Raw genomic sequence first — 14906 nt, forward strand, 5'->3', positions numbered from 1 at the left:
CTTGGAGTATGACCGACTCACTCGCGAGGTGCCTCGTTATCGGCGGAAGTCGGTCAGCGCGTGTATTCCAGCCAGCGGAAGCGCAGCCCGCTCTTCTCCGAGGTCTGCCAGGGCTCGTCGGACTTCAGGTTCCATTCGGGGCCGATCTCGGGAGCAAAGGCATCACCGGCGATGTCGAGGTCGACCTCGGTCACCAGGAGATGCGTCGCGAATGGCAGTGCAGCCGAATAAATTTGCCCGCCTCCGACGACAAATACGTCACCGTCCGGCAACGCCAAGGCGTCGTCCAGTCTGTGGACTACCTCGGCGCCTTCGGCTTGCCATTGCGGATCGCGCGTCACGACGATGTTCCGACGCCCGCTGAACGGCCGGAACTTCAGTGGAATGGAGTCCCAGGTGCGCCGTCCCATGATCACCGGATGTCCCATAGTGACGCGTTTGAAGTAAGCCATGTCCTCGGACACGCGCCACGGGATCGTGTTGTCGACGCCGATGACGCCGTCGTGGGCCTGCGCCCAGATGAGGGTGACTGTGCGATCGGTCATCGTCAGACCGCTACCGGCGCTTTGATCGCGGGGTGGTGCTGGTAATCGACGATCTCGACGTCCTCGAAGGTGTAGTCGAAAATGGAGTCGCGTTTGTTCAGCTTCAGGGTCGGCAACGGAAGGGGCTCGCGACCGAGCTGCTCGGTGACCTGGTCGACGTGGTTGTCGTAGATGTGGCAGTCACCGCCGGTCCAGACGAACTCGCCGACGTCGAGTCCGGCCTGCTGGGCCATCATGTGGGTGAGCAGCGCGTAGCTGGCGATGTTGAACGGAACGCCGAGGAACATGTCGGCGCTGCGCTGGTACAGCTGGCAGGAGAGCTTGCCGTCGGCGACGTAGAACTGGAAGAAAGCGTGGCATGGAGCCAGCGCCATCTGCGGAATGTCGGCGACGTTCCACGCCGAGACGATGATTCGTCGCGAATCGGGGTTGGAGCGCAGGGTCTCGACGGTCTGCGTGATCTGGTCGATGTGCTCGCCCGAAGGGGTGGGCCAGCTACGCCACTGGACGCCGTAGACGGGGCCGAGTTCGCCGTTCTCGTCGGCCCACTCGTCCCAGATGGAGACGCCGTGCTCGTGCAGCCACGCCACATTGGAGTCGCCGCGCAGGAACCACAGGAGCTCGTTGACGATCGACTTGAGGTGGACCTTCTTGGTGGTGACGAGCGGAAAGCCGTCGGCAAGATCGAAACGCATCTGGTGACCGAAGATGCTGCGGGTGCCGGTTCCGGTTCGATCGGATTTGGCGGTACCCGTCTCCATGACGAGCCGGAGGAGGTCTTCGTAAGCAGTGGAGACAGTCACGGGAATCAGTCTAGGGCCTGCCTTGCCGTGCGCCTTTATTAACCTCCCGCGGTTAATAAAGGCGCACGGCAATATAGCCTCGGCACATGCGCGAACTCTTGGTGATCGGTATCGGTGCGGGTGATCCCGACCAGGTGACGGTTCAGGCGATCAAGGCCATGAACAGGGCCGATACGTTCTTCATCATCGGAAAGGGTGACGAGAAGCAGGCTCTGGTCGACTTGCGAACCGGCATCCTCGACGAGCATGTTCACCTCGACTACAAGGTGGTCGAGATCACGGACCCGCCGCGGGACCGAACCCCGACCGATTACGAGGGGGTTGTCGAGGACTGGCACGAGCGTCGGGCCGCGAAATTCGAAGCGGAATTCGCGGCCGAACCTGGCGTCGGAGCGATTCTCGTCTGGGGTGACCCCTCCCTCTACGACAGCACTCTGCGGATCGTCGAGCGGGTGCTCGCTCGCGGGAGAGTGACGTTCGACTACTCCGTCATCCCGGGAATCACCAGCGTGCAGTCGTTGGCTGCACAACACCGAATCGTCCTCAACCGAATCGGCGAACCCATCCACATCACGACCGGCCGCAAACTGGCCGAGGGATTGCCCGACGGCGTGGACAACGCCGTCGTCATGCTCGACGCGCATTGCACCTTCACTCAGGTGACCGAAGACCATGCCGAAATCTGGTGGGGGGCATACCTCGGAACCGCGGACGAGGAGTTGATTTCCGGCAACCTGCGCGACGTCGAAGATCGGATCGTCGCGCGCCGGGCGGAGCTGCGCGAGAAGCACGGTTGGATCATGGACACGTACCTCGTTCGGCGCTGACACCGACCGCGGATTTGCGGCCTCGATCCTGCGCTCTTGATCCCGAACGACGGTCTGCGCACCTATGATCTGCGCATGACATCGTTCGGGCAGGACCGACTGCAGTCGATTCTGCCCGCTCCGCGTGGCCGTGAAAAATCAGCTGTGAAGTCGGCTTTCGACCTTCTCGTTCAGTGGTATCGGCGTCCTGATCAATTCGACAGTTTCAATCGATACCTCGCCACGAAGGGCCTGGAGCTAGCCGTCCGATTGCTGGTCATCGGTTCCCTGACGACGGTCATCGTTGCGATGACTCTGCTGCGCTTCAGCGACGCGGGCGTGCACAACCACGTCACCAGCGTCGTCAACGCCGTCATCATCGGAGTCACGGTCGCGGTGATCGTGCTCTTCTGCCTTCTGCCCGAAATCACGCGTCGGTGGTCGTACTTTTTTGTCGCCTACTGCGAGGTCGGCGTATTTGTCGGTGTGTTCTTGAACAACGACCCCTTCATCGGGTTGATCCAGTGCGTGCTCTTGATACTGATCGGTGGTTACATCGCGTATTTTCACAACGCGAGACTCCAGGCGATTCACATCGCCCTGTCCATCGTGGTTCTTGCAGTGGTCGGCCGAAAGGTCGCGGTCTACGCGGATCCTGCGTTGGCCACCGCACTGTGTCTGATCATCGCCACCGGGATCGTGGTCATCCCGTTCGCCTGCCAGTTCGTCCTCTCACTTCTCGGCTCCGACGCGGACAGCTCGGATGTGGATCCGTTGACCGGCCTTCTGAATCGGCGCGGGCTGCAGCGAGCTGTTGTCGAAATGGGGGCAACGGGGCATGCGTCGAGCAAGTCGTCGTATGTCGTCGCGATCGTCGATGTCGATTCGTTCAAGAGCGTCAACGACTCGCGGGGGCACGAAGAAGGCGATCTCGTACTTCGTCAGATTGCTGATCGACTGCGGTGGTGCGGCGGCGAGAAGGCGCTCTTCGCCAGATTCGGTGGGGACGAGTTCGTCTTGGTGGACACGATCGACGTCGGTGCAGCGCCCGCATTCGAGGACAATCTGCGAAGGCACCTGCGAATCGACGATCGTGATCCAGCGGTGACGACCAGCGTCGGAGTCGCGATCACCTCTGCCGAATGGTCTTCGATCATTTCCGACGAGGAGTTGACGGAACTGTTTCGAGTAGCAGACGCCTCGATGTACCGCGCGAAGGCCGCCGGCGGCGATCGGGTTGTGATGTGGGATGGCAAAGAGTGAGAATTGTCTGATTGCGGGGAGTTGACTGGATTACCCTGACCTTATGGAATCTGCCGAGAGTGTGGAGCGTTCGGACGCCGTCGCGTCTCAACGGCCGCTCTCGGGTCCCGCATTCCGGCTGATCTCTTCTCAACTTGTCGATTGGTATCGGCGTCCGGACCAATTCGACACCTTCAATCGCTATCTCGCGGACAAAGGGTTGACCGTCGCCTCGCGGTTTCTTGTCGTCTGCTCGTTGGTGCTGGTCACCGTGATCATGTTCTTGACTCGCTTCAGTCCACAGGGACCGACCACTCCGCACGCGCGCACCGCGAACGCAGTCATCATCGTCATAACCGTGATGATGGCTGTCGCCCTCTCGACGAGGCGCAACCTCTCCCGTTCCTGGTCATACGCCTTTGTGCTCTATTCGGAAGTGGGAATAGCGGCCGCAATGCTGTTGTATTCCAATCCACTTGCGGCACTGGCACATGCCGTGATGTTCTCGGTGATCGGCGGATACATCGCGTTCTTCCACAATGCTCGAATACAGAGCCTGCACATGTTGTGGGTATTCGTCGTAGTCATCGGCATTGTGATGCGCATTTCCGTTGTCGAGAACTATTCGGATGTTCCGGTTCTGGTCGCTTTGACAGTTCTCGTCGGCGCGGCGATCTACGTGATCCCCTTTGCCTGTCAGTTCATCTTCTCCATTCTCGGCACCGATGCGTTGAATTCGCAGTTGGACCCACTGACCGGACTTCTCAACAGGAGGGGACTGGCCGACGAGGTGCGACTGTTACTGGAGCGGTCGTACGCCAATTCGGCGCTTGTCGTTGTCGCCGCTGTCGACATCGATCGATTCAAGACCATCAACGACGAGTACGGGCACACAGTCGGGGACGCTGTGATCGAGAAGGTCGGATCGAGACTGGTCGAATGCGCCGGCCCGTCGGCCTTGATCGCACGGATCGGCGGTGACGAGTTCATCATCGTCGATTCGGGCGATCAACGCTCGGTCGATCGACTCGAACAAGAACTTCAGCGATCAACGGTCACTGCTCCCGGCCATTCCGAGGTGGCCCTGAGCGTCGGAATCGCGAAGGTCGCAGGTCCTTTCGAATCGCCGGACGATGCACTCATCGCCTATCCCACTTTGCTGCGACGTGCAGATCGCGCGATGTACGCAGCGAAGGCGCGCGGTGGACACTCGGTGGTTCTGCTGACCGAAACGGACTGAGCACACGGTGAGTGTCCGTGGTCGGCGTTAGTCTGATGCCATGCCTGAACTACCCGAGGTGGAAGCGCTGGCAGGGTTCCTTCGTCAGCACGCGGTCGGCGCAGTGGTGGGACGCGTCGATATCGCTGCATTGAGTGTGCTCAAGACCTTCGATCCGCCGATCACGACTTTGCAAGGGCGTGACGTCACGGGCGCCGCCCGCTTCGGGAAACATCTGGCTCTGGATTGCGACGGGTTGTGGTTGGTCACGCATCTCTCCCGTGCCGGTTGGATGCGGTGGCTCGATAATCCGTCGCCAACGCCGCCGAAACCGGGGAAGGGGCCGTTGGCGCTGCGCGTTCATTTCTTCACACCTGAAGGGTTGACGCCGGCATTCGATCTCACCGAAGCCGGCACCAAGAAACGTCTCGCCGTGTGGGTGGTGAACGATCCGCAGGAGGTTCCGGGCATCGCCCGGTTGGGGCCGGACGCGATGGCTGTGACAGAAGCTGAGTTCGCAGAGATTCTGGGCGGGACGTCGGCGCGGATCAAGAACTCGATAGTCGATCAGTCGCTGATCGCCGGCATCGGGAACGCCTACTCGGACGAGATCCTCCATACCGCGAAACTATCGCCCTTCGCGACCTCGTCGAGGCTGACGCCGGAGCAGATTTCGACGCTGTATGCCGTGATGCGGTCCACGCTGGCCGACGCGATCGAGCGTTCGGAAGGTCAGGACGCGGCGCGGCTCAAAGGTGAGAAACGCTCGGGGATGCGAGTACATGCTCGCACCGGACTTCCCTGTCCGGTGTGCGGTGACGTCGTACGCGAGGTGTCGTTCGCGGAGCGTTCTTTTCAATACTGTGCGACGTGCCAGACAGGCGGTAAGCCGTTGGCGGACAGGCGAATGTCTAAACTGCTCAAGTAGCGAACTGCGCCGCGAGTAGTTCGACGAATTCGCGGGCGAGCGCCGACGAATGGGTGGGTTCGGTAATTGCGTGGACGATCCGATGCGGGGCATCGGTGATCGGAATACAGACCAGTTCGGGATGTAGGGCGCTCATGGACTGGGGGAGCAAACCGACACCCAGGCCGTTGGCGGTCAGTGAACAGATCAGGTCCACCGAGTTGGCTTCGAGCGTTTTTCCGCGTGGGACCTGTGATTCGGCGAAGGCTTGGTCGGTTTGGACACGGGCCTCGCTGCCGGAGGCGAAGTCCACGAGAGTGTGATCCCGTAGGTCTTCGAGTCTGATCGACGAGGCCTGGGCAAAGGGATGGTCGGGAGCAACAAACGCTGCGGTGGGTTCACTCCACAACGGTGCGGCGGCAAAGCTCTTGGGTAAGCGGCCTGCGGCCAATCCGACGATGCCGACGTCGATTGCGCCGGACCGGACTCCTTCGATAACTACTTCACTGCCGTACGGTCGCGCGGTGATGTTGATTGCAGGGTGGCGGCGTGTCAGATCTGCCAGCGCACGGCCGACGTCGACGCGCCCCGCCGAGGTGATGGTGCCGACCGTCAGCCGCACTTGTTCGTTGCTCCGTGCCGAGACATCACTGACCAGTCTCGACACGGCGCCGAGCACCTCACGGGAGCGGGCGACAAAAACCTCCCCGGCAGCAGTCAGGCCGACGTTTCGACTGTTACGGTTGAACAATTCGACTCCCAGTTCCTTTTCGAGGTCTCTGATCTGGGCACTCAACGCGGACTGTGAAACGTGCAACCGCGCGGCTGCACGGCTGAAGTGTCTGTCTTCCGCGACTGCCAGGGCGTAGCGGATGTGACGTAGTTCCATTGCACCAATCTATCGCTTCTGGAGATAGATCATGCATATCTATCTATTGGACGCGCGTCGGTGTTGCCGGTCATGCTTGACGACATGATTTCAAGCGACGCGCGTCCGAGGCTCGGACTACCGATAGTGCTGCTGATGGCTGCAGCGACGGGTCTGTGCGCGGGCGGTAACTACTTCAATCAGCCACTCCTCGATTCCATCTCGGACCACTTGAACGTCTCGGCCTCTGCAGCGGCCGCGACGGTGACCATTGCACAGGTCGCGTATGCACTCGGATTGATACTTCTGGTTCCGGTAGGCGACATGGTCGACCGACGCAAGCTGACGGTAGGGCTCATGCTGCTGGCGGCGACCGGTCAAGCGGTCAGCGGATTTGCGCCCAACTTTGCCACCCTGGCAGTGGGAATCGCAGTGGCAGGGGTCTTTTCGGTTGCTGCCCAGGTGCTGATTCCGTTTGCCGCCTCACTGGCCGAACCTGAGAGGTCCGGTCAGGTAGTCGGAACGATCATGAGCGGACTGCTGATCGGAATCCTGTTGGCGCGCAGTGTTGCCGGCGTGCTCTCCGGACTGGGAGGGTGGTCGACGGTCTACAAGGTTGCGGCGGTTCTGATGGTGGTGATGGCCGTGGCACTGTGGCGATCTCTGCCTTCCGATTCCGCCGATCGACCGAAGGCAAGCTACGGCGCAACGCTCGTGTCGGTAGGGAAGTTGGCTGCGACCTTGCCGCGCCTGAGAACTCGATCGGCCATGGGCGGGCTGGCTTTTGCTGCCGTCAGCACAGTCTTCACGACAATGGCCTTTCTTCTCTCCGGCGAATTCGGCTACAGCGATACTCAAATCGGCCTGGTCGGACTACTCGGCGTGGCGGGAGCGTTGATGGCGACCGTGGCGGGCAGACTGGCCGATCGGGGACTGGGTCAGGTGGCGACGGGCGGAGCTATCGCGATTCTGTTGGTGTCGTGGCTTCCCTTTGCCTCCGGTGCCACGCATATAGTGTGGTTTCTTGTTGCCATCGTTCTTGCCGACCTCGCGCTGCAGGGAGTGCACGTCAGCAACCAGAACGTGATCTACGCCCTTGTCCCCGAAGCGCGTTCGCGTGTGAACTCGGTGTACATGACCACCTACTTCGTGGGTGCCGCCGTGGGCTCGGCTGTGGGGTCGATGGTGTGGAAGTCGTACGGCTGGAACGGAGTATGCATCGCCGGTTTGGTCTTCTCGGTTGCAACGGCGTTGGTGTGGATGCACGATCGCCGGCTGGAAAAGGCTGAACTGCGAATCCCGGAATCGCTGGTCTCGGTGGGATAGGAACCCGCACCTTCTCGGATCCCCGCACCTTCTCGGATCCCCGCACCTGTCAGATTTCGGTACCGTCCACCAAGATCTTGCCGACGCGTTCGGGATAGAACGACACGTGGTTGTCGATCCCGGACGCTTCGGCGGTGGTGAACGGATAGAACCACGCCAGATCCTCGATCGGTGCGAGTTCGGTTGTGCCGGTGAAGGACAGATACGACGCAGTGCCCTTGTACGGGCAGGCCGTGGTGGTCGGGGACGGCACAAAGTACTCGCTGCGAACGTCGATTCTCGGAATGTAGTACCGCGTGGGCAGTCCGGTTTCGAACAGCAGTCTGGGTCGTGTCGTCTCGGCGACCAGTACGTCGCCGACAAAAACCTGGACGTGTCGGGACGAGGGGAGTGCGTCGATACGTACGTATGGATCGCGGGCGTGGACAAAGACCTGTTGATCCTCCTCGTACCAGGCGTCCATGCGATCCCAGTAGAACGCGACGTACTCACTCAGGTCCAGGGAACCGTCGAACTGTTCGGGGTAGGACCAGACGGCGTCCTCGGCCCGGCGATCCCCGATCTTGATCGTCCAATAGATGGCGTCACCTTTCCAGGGGCAATGGGTGGTCGTCGACGTCGGGACGAGGAATTCGGTGCGAACGTCCGCGCGAGGGATGTAGTACATCGGCAGGCGGCCGCGTTCGAAAAGGTACACCGAACGAGTGGTGTCCGCGACGGCGTGACCAGCGAAGAATGCTCGAATTCGGCGGGGGTTCGGCTCCAGTGCGATCCGCCCGTTGGATGCTGTGATCTGTGTGTCTTCTGCGTGAGTCAGTGCTGTGGACATTCGCGAATGCTCCTGAGATCGGCAGGGTGGTCCTTCCCATCCTGCGCTCGGCAGCAGCTATTTGACAGGTTGGAGTCGAAATACGCGGATCTGGCGCCCGAATGCTCGATCGGCGTAGGTTTCGTACGGCGGCCACGTTGTGGTCGCGAGCTTCCACAACTTCTTACGCGTGGCGCCCTCCGCCAGACTCGCACCGACCGGTATTTCGACGCCCTTCACTGTCACGATTGCGGTGGGGTTTGCCATCAAATTGAGTGTCCACGCTGGATGCGTATCCTGCCCCCAGTTGGATCCGACGACGACAAACGCATCGCCGTCGGGTGCGTACAGAAGTGGCGTGGTGCGAGAACGGCCGGTCTTGCGGCCAGTGGTGGTGAGCAGTAGCTGGGTCACGGTGTTCTCGCCGACGAGTGAGAGCTTGCCGCCCGACACTCTCTGCACTGCTCGGTCGAGCGGAACCAGATCCTTGCCGAGATCCGAGAACCATTGTGTATGGCCGACATTGCGCATCAATGACCGGTAGATATTGCGCATAGGACCCCTCGGTTTCTCGGCACTGTTTCGAGGCTGGTGCACCTCGACTCGAAAGAGTCTGCCACGTCAGGTCACAGATACCTGAGTCCCAAGGTCCCGAAAGGAATGAAGCGGTCAGCCGAATTCGGTTTTGGTGGAGTGGAATTGGGGCATACCTCCGAAACCGTTCGTGTGCGCGCGTTGGACGGCCATTGGAAGGTCAAGCCTCCGAGGTCAAGCCTCCGTGGTCAAGACATCGGGCTCTAGCCACTCGACGCCGAGCAGTTCGGACAGCGACCGCAGACCGGATCGATCACCACCTTTCAGACCTGTGACCGAATTGAGATTGCGCAACATGACCGTAGCGACGTCCTCTTCCTTGGTGCCCACGCCGAAGGGTATGACCCATGGACACGTCTGGTAGTCGCGGTGTGACCGACCGAATGTCTGTTCTGCCGCGATCCCTGAGTATCGCGGTTGATGAAAGATTCCCGTCCGTGGCAACGAGGACGCGTGAGTGCCGTCGGGGAGTGCTTCGTTGGCGTGGAGCGAGATCGAGGTCGTGACATTGAAGACGATGACCGGTGCATCCCCGCGTTGAAACCGCAGACGTTGACCCTCCTTGTCCGGCACCGCGCCGAACAGTTTTGCCACCGAGATCCCGGCGTCTTCGATCATCTCGACCAGTGGATCGCCTGCCGTGGAGACGAATTCGACGGCCACCAACACCTGTTTGCCTGCCTTGACCTGCGCCTGCGCCCACTGGGCCGTCGATTCGGCGCGGATCATGCCCGCCTTCTGTCGATAGCGCAGAACAAGCGCACGGCCCCGCGCGATGTTGCGGCTCTTGCGGGCCAATCCCATTTCGTAGGCGTACTCGGCCCACTCGGTCTCGTACTCGGCGCGCTGGGCATGCGTGAGGTCGATCGGCATACCGTCGAGCGGAACGGGTCCCCACGGAGTCGGTCGATGAATCATCAAGGGCGGTTTGCTGTTCGACATCCATCCACGCACGGTCTCGAGCGCCTGGGATTGCAGGGTCGCTGATTCCTTCGCCTCTGCGCTCCACGTCCACTTCCCGTAGGACTTGTCCAGCGGAATGCCGGACTCGACAAGCCTGGCACCCAGGTCGGACCAGTACTCCGAAGGTTCTGAATGCAGCTGCGCAAAAAGCGGCGCCAGGTAACGCTGATCTGCCGGCGTATGTCCCGGTGTTGCTGTCACGGACAGGACGAACGGCGCTTGCTCGTGTGAATTGGAAAAGCGCGCAACCTTCTCGAAGGCAGCTGTGCGCTGTGTGTCGTTGCTGTACAGCTGGGCCTCGTCCGCGATCACCACACCGAAGGTGTACTTGGGACGGCCGTTCCGCGCGATCAGCTTCTTCAATTGGTCAGGCGACATGATCAGCCAGCGGAATCCGCCGTCGCCCACCGAGGCGATGGAATAGCGCCAATGCGGAATGGTGATCTGTGCGGGTCGATCGACGAGGACGAGGATGTTGGTTTCGCCGCGTTCCTCGGCAATCGTCTTGGCCGACATCACTGCGATCAGCGTCTTACCCAGGCCGGCATTGTCTGCCAACAGAAATCCGCGTTTGCCGGCCCGAGCAGCGTCGACGACGGCCGCAGCCCCCGAAACCTGCTCGGGCCGAGGAATTTTGGGTGCAGCAACCGGGCGTTCGCCGGTGCTGTCATTGATGTCGTCCTCGACCCACTGCTGATATGAGAAGGGGAGTGCCTTGAACGGAGCGAGTTCTACAGGCAACTCCGTGCCGACCCACGCGTAGCTCTTCCATTTCTTGACGAACTGCGCACCAGGCGCCGGCGTCCGAAAGGGTACGTCGAGAAGCCAGACTCGTTCGCCCGGAGCGGCTGTCGGAACGTCGGGCATCACAGCGCGTGATCGTTTCTTTGCGACAGTCTTCTTTGCGGCGGTCTTTTTGGTTGCACTCTTCTTGGGAGCAGCCTTCTTCGGTGCAGCTTTCTTTGCGGCAGCCTTGCGTGCCGTGGTTGCTTTGCGTGGTGGCATCAGGCGGTTTCTGCTGTGAGGAATTCACGCAGCGTGAGCGCAGGCCGGCCGACAAGGTCCTCCACGGTGCTCGTGATCATCGCCAATTCACCCTGCGCGATTGCGGTGTACGTCGACACCCAAGCATCGAGCTCCCAATCGGGTGCGTTGTACGACGCCCGCGACTCGTAGGCTTCCTCGAGCGTTTCCTCGACGTACGTGGTCCGCTTGCCGGTGACCTCGGTGATGATGCTCGCGGCCTCGGAGAGCGTCAGTGCCTCGCGTCCGGTCAGGTTGTACGTCTGTCCGACATGAGAATCCAGATCCTGCAGAACCGACACGGCGACGGCAGCAATGTCGGACCGCGCTACCGCGCCGACAAGACCGTCACCTGCGGGTCCGCGGATCACACCGTCTTCACCGGCGAGAGCGGGTAGGAAATCGAGGTAGAAGCTGTCGCGCAGGAAGGTGAATGCGAGTCCGGAAGCGCGGATATGTTCTTCGGTGATCCAGTGATCGCGAGCGAGCGTGAACGTCGCGTCCGGAGCGGCACCGAGGAAAGACGTGTAGACGATGTGCCTGACCCCGGCCTCCGCTGCGGCGTCGATGAAGGTGCGGTGCTGATCCAGGCGATCTGCGCTTTCGGCCGCCGAGACCATGAAGAGGGTGTCGATTCCGGCCAGAGCCGCGAGAGCGCTCTCCTGATCCCCGTACGTGGTCTCGGCCGAATCGGCACCGGGGAGCTGCGGTAATCGGTTGACCGACCGTGCGATCAGTCGCTGCGGGACACCGGCGTCGGCCAACGACCGGGCCACCAGTCCGCCGATATGACCGGTAGCGCCGGTGACGGCGATCCTCGCAGACCGTGAATCTACGGACATGGTGCCCCTCCTTCGGTCGGTTTGCATCCCATCTTGCCGGAACCCGCTCCCACGTCAGGTCACGACGCGACGATTACACCGCGAGCCACCGACAGAGCGTCGGACAATGCTGTCCTGGTGTTGTCGTCGAGGGGCAGCAGGGGCCGGCGGGGAAGGCCGGCGTCGACGCCGAGAAATTCCAACCCGGCTTTGACCGTCGACGGCAGTCCGCGACTGACGAGGACCTTCAGTAGTGGCTCGATCTGTTCGAACACAGCGGCGGCACCCGACCGATCACCGGATTCGAGTAGACGCCAGAAGTGCACCACCTGTTCGGGGGCCAGACACGGTGCTGCCGTGCACCATCCGTTTGCGCCTGCAGAGAAAGATTGCAGTGCAAGAGGATTGCTGCCGTTGAAGAAGGGGATAGTGCCACCACTCAGTTCGTTGATGCGGTTCATGCGGGTGATGTCGCCGGTGGATTCCTTGATCATCGTGATGCCGTCGACGGTGGAGACGAGGTCGACGAGAAACTCCGGCGACATGTCGATCCCTGTGGTCGCGGGATTGTTGTAGATCATCGTGGGAATGTCGACGGAATCGGCGACCGCACTGACGTGTTCACGAATCTCCTGCTCACCCAGATGCCAGTACGACGTGGGGAGGATCATCATTGCGTCGGCACCGGCGTCTGCCGCGATCGATGCTCGGCGGAGTGCTCCCGCCGTCGTCAGATCCGACACTCCGACGACGGTGGGGACTCGTCGGTCGACGTAGTCGACAGTTTCCCGGGCGACCGACTCCCATTCGGCGTCGTCGAGATAGGCGCTCTCGCCGGTGCTGCCGAGTGGGGCTATCGCGTCGACACCACTGCTGATCATGCTGTCGAGGAGCGTGTGTAGCGGCTTGGGATCGAATGCTCCGGTGTCCCGGTCGAACGGGGTGATGGGGTAGGCGACGATTCCCTTGATTGTGCTGCTCATGGGGTTCTCTGTTCTGTTGGTGGGAAACGAAATTCAGTTGGTCAGTGCGTCGGGATGATTGCGGAGAGCCCGACGGGCGTAGTACGCGAAGTTCGCCTCGCTGCGCCGAGGGGTCAGTGTCCAATCGTGAGCCTCCTTCGCCAGGCGAGGCGGTAGCGGCTTGATGTCGCCGGCAGCCATTGCCAGCAACTGCAGCCGCGCGGCCCGCTCGATCAGATGCCCGAGGGAGCATGCTTCTTCGACCGTGTTGCCGACGACGAGTTGGCCGTGGTGGGCGAGCAGAATTGCCCGCTTGTCGCCGAGCGCAGCCGAAATGATCTCGCCCTCTTCGTTTCCCACGGGAACTCCGGGCCAGTCGGCGAGAAATGCGCAGTCGTCGTAGAGGGGCGCGATGTCCATTTGGGAGACGACGAGGGGAATCTCGAGCATCGACAACGCCGTCGCGTGCAGTGGGTGTGTGTGGACGATGCAGTTGACGTCGGGTCGGGCGCGGTAGATCCAACTGTGGAACCTGTTGGCGGGGTTCGGCATGCCCTCCCCGTCGAGGACTTCGAGGTCCTCGTTGACGAGCAGGAGGTTGTCCTCGGTGATCTCGTCGAACCCGAGGCCGAGTCGCTGGGTGACAAACGTGCCAGGCTGCTCACCGCGGGCGGAGATCTGGCCGGCGAGACCGGAATCGTGGCCGGCGTCCGACAGTGCGCGGCAGGTCAGTGCGATCTTCTGTCGAAGGGTCCAACTGCCTGTGGTTACTTCGGTGAGCATTTTCGTCTCGGCGGTGGCCATGAGTTCTTGCTTGCTCGCATGCATCGTGTCGGTCATGGGGTGTGCCTTTCTCGGGGCCCGGAATCAATGACATTCAGTCACCTATAGGACACAAAGTGTCATATAGGACGGAAATGTGCAACCCTCAGTACGAGCGTCGCTGATCGTCGCAGGTCAATGTGTTGGTAGGGTGATGACACAAAGTCTCGTGAGGGGAACCGAATGGCAGCGTTTTTGCGAACACATCGGCGTCGCGCCGGTCTGACGCTCGAGGGCCTGGCCGAGCAGACCGGTCTGACGAAGAGCTATCTCTCGAAGGTCGAGCGGGGTATCAGTACCCCGTCGATCGCGGTGGCGCTCAAAATTGCACGGGTGCTCGATGCCGATGTGGGACAACTGTTCTCGGACAGTATGGAGGGCAATGCCATGACGATCGTGCGCGCCAAGGACCGCGTGATCGACCCGGCTTCCTCCGTGCAGTCTTCCGTCTACGATCCGATCGCGCCCTCCATGGTCGGAAAGGCCATGCAGCCGTTCGTGGTTCATCCGGCGTCGGTGATGGGTCCCAAGTTCATGGACCACACGGGAGAGGAGTTCGTGTTCGTGCACTCCGGATCCGTAGAATTCGAAATCCCCGGACAGACGATGCACCTCGACGCCGGCGACAGCCTGTATTTCGACGCGAATACGCCACACCGGATGCGATCGGTGTCGGCAGATCGTGCGGTGGTGCTGGTTGTCGTCTACGACAATCCTTCGACTGGATCACCCAGCGGTGACTCACTGGAAGCGCACTGCGGGGTGAGCAGATGACCCTGGGGATCGACACGACACTGACGCTGCTCGCGGCCGGTCTGATCTTCCTTCTCTCCCTGTGCCTGGGAATCTGGAAGTACCGACAGATGGCCACCTCGGATAATCACCTCGCCCATCCGTATGTCGACATCGCCCACCGCGCAGCCCTGATGTACTCGTTTGCGACGCTGCTGATCGCGGTGTTCGTCGAACTCAGTGCGTGGCCGACGTGGATCAACCTGACCAGTGCCGCAGTGGTCGTGTTCTTCTTTCTCGCAGCGATTTTCAGCTACATCGCTCACGGTGCGATGAAGGACACCGACAATCAGTTCGAGTCCGCCGGTCCGCCCCTGCACCTCGGAATGTTCCTGCTGATTCTCGGTGAGGTGGGCGGATTCGCGGTCCTGCTCGCAGGTTTCGTGAAAGGCCAGTTCTTCTGAC

General features: G+C 61.3%; 16 protein-coding genes. 7 read left to right on the forward strand and 9 right to left on the reverse strand.

Annotated elements, in window-relative coordinates; translation table 11 throughout:
• Nucleotides 1-53 precede the first annotated feature (53 nt).
• Both FEZ59_RS18730 and FEZ59_RS18735 read right to left on the reverse strand, forming a co-directional pair.
• Nucleotides 54-545, reverse strand: coding sequence for a dihydrofolate reductase (locus FEZ59_RS18730; protein WP_019744784.1), 492 nt, complete (start codon nucleotides 543-545; stop codon nucleotides 54-56).
• Nucleotides 546-547: 2 nt separating this feature from the next.
• Complete coding sequence (locus FEZ59_RS18735) at nucleotides 548-1348, reverse strand: thymidylate synthase (RefSeq protein ID WP_003946427.1); 801 nt, start codon at nucleotides 1346-1348, stop codon at nucleotides 548-550.
• Between the two features lie 86 nt (nucleotides 1349-1434).
• Between FEZ59_RS18735 and cobF the strand changes: the two genes are divergently transcribed.
• The 4 genes from cobF (at nucleotide 1435) to FEZ59_RS18755 (ending at nucleotide 5543) form a co-directional block, all read left to right on the forward strand.
• Nucleotides 1435-2175 (forward strand): precorrin-6A synthase (deacetylating), encoded by a 741-nt coding sequence (cobF, locus tag FEZ59_RS18740; protein ID WP_172933018.1) that lies wholly within the window; start codon nucleotides 1435-1437, stop codon nucleotides 2173-2175.
• 75 nt (nucleotides 2176-2250) lie between these two features.
• Nucleotides 2251-3417, forward strand: coding sequence for a GGDEF domain-containing protein (locus FEZ59_RS18745; RefSeq protein WP_020908672.1), 1167 nt, complete (start codon nucleotides 2251-2253; stop codon nucleotides 3415-3417).
• A 43-nt stretch (nucleotides 3418-3460) separates the two neighbouring features.
• Nucleotides 3461-4636 (forward strand): GGDEF domain-containing protein, encoded by a 1176-nt coding sequence (locus FEZ59_RS18750; protein WP_172933019.1) that lies wholly within the window; start codon nucleotides 3461-3463, stop codon nucleotides 4634-4636.
• A gap of 40 nt (nucleotides 4637-4676) precedes the next feature.
• Nucleotides 4677-5543, forward strand: a complete 867-nt coding sequence (locus tag FEZ59_RS18755) for an Fpg/Nei family DNA glycosylase (RefSeq protein WP_172933020.1) — start codon at nucleotides 4677-4679, stop codon at nucleotides 5541-5543.
• On the opposite strand, the gene FEZ59_RS18760 is transcribed toward FEZ59_RS18755, so the two are convergent.
• On the reverse strand, nucleotides 5536-6411 hold the full coding sequence (locus FEZ59_RS18760; RefSeq protein WP_019744779.1) for a LysR family transcriptional regulator: 876 nt from the start codon (nucleotides 6409-6411) through the stop codon (nucleotides 5536-5538). The genes FEZ59_RS18755 and FEZ59_RS18760 overlap by 8 nt on opposite strands.
• Nucleotides 6412-6483: 72 nt before the next feature.
• Between FEZ59_RS18760 and FEZ59_RS18765 the strand changes: the two genes are divergently transcribed.
• Nucleotides 6484-7716 (forward strand): MFS transporter, encoded by a 1233-nt coding sequence (locus FEZ59_RS18765; protein WP_092763097.1) that lies wholly within the window; start codon nucleotides 6484-6486, stop codon nucleotides 7714-7716.
• A gap of 49 nt (nucleotides 7717-7765) precedes the next feature.
• Here FEZ59_RS18765 and FEZ59_RS18770 read toward each other — a convergent pair whose 3' ends face one another.
• From FEZ59_RS18770 to FEZ59_RS18795, 6 genes are all read right to left on the reverse strand, one after another.
• The gene (locus tag FEZ59_RS18770) at nucleotides 7766-8545 is read right to left on the reverse strand and encodes a DUF427 domain-containing protein (RefSeq protein ID WP_172933021.1); all 780 of its coding nucleotides are present in this window, start codon (nucleotides 8543-8545) and stop codon (nucleotides 7766-7768) included.
• Nucleotides 8546-8602: 57 nt separating this feature from the next.
• Nucleotides 8603-9079 (reverse strand): nitroreductase/quinone reductase family protein, encoded by a 477-nt coding sequence (locus FEZ59_RS18775; RefSeq protein WP_019744776.1) that lies wholly within the window; start codon nucleotides 9077-9079, stop codon nucleotides 8603-8605.
• Between the two features lie 213 nt (nucleotides 9080-9292).
• Nucleotides 9293-11086, reverse strand: coding sequence for a DEAD/DEAH box helicase family protein (locus tag FEZ59_RS18780; RefSeq protein ID WP_172933022.1), 1794 nt, complete (start codon nucleotides 11084-11086; stop codon nucleotides 9293-9295).
• A complete protein-coding gene (locus FEZ59_RS18785; RefSeq protein WP_172933023.1) occupies nucleotides 11086-11946 on the reverse strand; it encodes an SDR family oxidoreductase in 861 nt (286 codons plus the stop codon). The genes FEZ59_RS18780 and FEZ59_RS18785 overlap by 1 nt, the downstream gene beginning before the upstream one ends.
• A 59-nt stretch (nucleotides 11947-12005) precedes the next feature.
• Entirely contained in the window at nucleotides 12006-12908 is a 903-nt protein-coding gene (locus FEZ59_RS18790; protein WP_172933024.1) for a dihydrodipicolinate synthase family protein, read from the reverse strand.
• Between the two features lie 33 nt (nucleotides 12909-12941).
• Nucleotides 12942-13727 carry an aldolase gene (locus FEZ59_RS18795; protein ID WP_019744772.1) on the reverse strand — a complete coding sequence of 262 codons (786 nt, stop codon included), beginning with the start codon at nucleotides 13725-13727 and terminating at the stop codon, nucleotides 12942-12944.
• Nucleotides 13728-13892: 165 nt separating this feature from the next.
• Here FEZ59_RS18795 and FEZ59_RS18800 point away from each other — a divergent pair, with 165 nt between their 5' ends.
• Together FEZ59_RS18800 and FEZ59_RS18805 are read left to right on the forward strand one after the other, a co-directional pair.
• The gene (locus FEZ59_RS18800) at nucleotides 13893-14483 is read left to right on the forward strand and encodes an XRE family transcriptional regulator (RefSeq protein ID WP_020908662.1); all 591 of its coding nucleotides are present in this window, start codon (nucleotides 13893-13895) and stop codon (nucleotides 14481-14483) included.
• The gene (locus FEZ59_RS18805) at nucleotides 14480-14905 is read left to right on the forward strand and encodes a hypothetical protein (RefSeq protein ID WP_003946354.1); all 426 of its coding nucleotides are present in this window, start codon (nucleotides 14480-14482) and stop codon (nucleotides 14903-14905) included. Before FEZ59_RS18800 ends, FEZ59_RS18805 begins: the two co-directional genes overlap by 4 nt.
• Nucleotide 14906 lies beyond the last annotated feature (1 nt).

The organism is Rhodococcus sp. MS13 (assembly GCF_013277835.1).
Classification (GTDB): Bacteria; Actinomycetota; Actinomycetes; order Mycobacteriales; family Mycobacteriaceae; genus Rhodococcus_F; species Rhodococcus_F erythropolis.